The following is a 1,478-nucleotide window of genomic DNA, read 5'->3' as shown; positions in this document are numbered from 1 at the left end:
GTCTCCCACCTATCCTGTACATTCATTAACTAAGTTCAATCTTAGGTTGCAGTAAAGCTCCATGGGGTCTTTCTGTCCAGTCGCGGGTAACCTGCATCTTCACAGGTACTTCAATTTCACCGGGTCCCTCGTTGAGACAGTGCGCAAGTCGTTACACCTTTCGTGCGGGTCGGAACTTACCCGACAAGGAATTTCGCTACCTTAGGACCGTTATAGTTACGGCCGCCGTTTACTGGGGCTTCAATTCAGAGCTTCGACCGAAGTCTAACCCCTCCTCTTAACCTTCCAGCACCGGGCAGGTGTCAGCACCTATACATCAGCTTTCGCTTTAGCAGGCACCTGTGTTTGTGGTAAACAGTCGCTTGCGCCTCTCTTGTGCCACTCATTCATGCTCCAAGCGTTGCTGCTCTTCACACTACATGAGTCCTCCTTTTCCCGAAGTTACGGAGGCATTTTGCCGAGTTCCTTAACGAGGGTTTTCCCGCGCACCTTAGGATTCTCTCCCCGCCTACCTGTGTCGGTTTTGGTACGGGCGATGTGTCTCTACCTAGAAGCTTTTCTCGACAGTGTAGGATCAATCACTTCGTTACTATCGCTAGTAACTCGTCATCACATCTCAGCTTTTAGAGCTACGGATTTGCCTATAGCTCAACCTACATGCTTAAACACGCACTTCCAATCGCGTGCTGACCTACCTTACTGTGTCACTCCATCGATCAAACGATTCACACCGGTACAGGAATTTCAACCTGTTGTCCATCGCCTACGCTTTTCCGCCTCGGCTTAGGTCCCGACTTACCCTGAGACGACGATCGTTGCTCAGGAACCCTTAGGCTTTCGGTGGAATGGATTCTCACCATTCTTTTCGCTACTCATACCGACATTCTCACTTCTCATCAGTCCACAACTCCTTACGGTACTGCTTCAACCCAATGAGAACGCTCCCCTACCCATATACATTGCTGCATATGACACGACTTCGGTTTTACACTTTAGCCCCGGACATTTTCGGCGCAGAGTCTCTCGACCAGTGAGCTATTACGCACTCTTTAAATGGTGGCTGCTTCTAAGCCAACATCCTGGTTGTTTTGGAAATTCCACATCCTTCGCCACTTAGTGTAACATTTGGGACCTTAGTCGGTGTTCTGGGCTGTTTCCCTCTTGACAATGGACCTTATCATTCACTGTCTGACTCCCGAGTATAAGTATAGCCATTCGTAGTTTGACTAGGTTCGGTAACCGGTATGGCCCCTAGCCCGATCAGTGCTCTACCGCCTATACTCTCAACCTCGAGGCTAGCCCTAAAGCTATTTCGGGGAGAACCAGCTATCTCCGTGTTCGATTGGCATTTCACCCCTATCCACAACTCATCCCAAAGCTTTTCAACGCTCACGAGTTCGGTCCTCCACACAATTTTACCTGTGCTTCAACCTGGCCATGGATAGATCACTACGGTTTCGGGTCTACTATTACTAACT

General features: G+C 49.4%; 1 rRNA gene. It reads right to left on the bottom strand.

Annotation, left to right across the window (positions count from 1 at the left end):
* Positions 1–1,478: ribosomal RNA gene (locus tag ACSV5T_RS09675) — 23S ribosomal RNA — on the bottom strand; the annotation flags it as partial.

The sequence above is a fragment of the Veillonella sp. ZSJB6 genome (genome assembly GCF_051549505.1).
Taxonomy (GTDB): Bacteria; Bacillota; Negativicutes; order Veillonellales; family Veillonellaceae; genus Veillonella.
The sequence above is the reverse complement of the archived record's forward strand: the minus strand, read 5'-3'. Positions and strand labels throughout refer to the sequence as shown.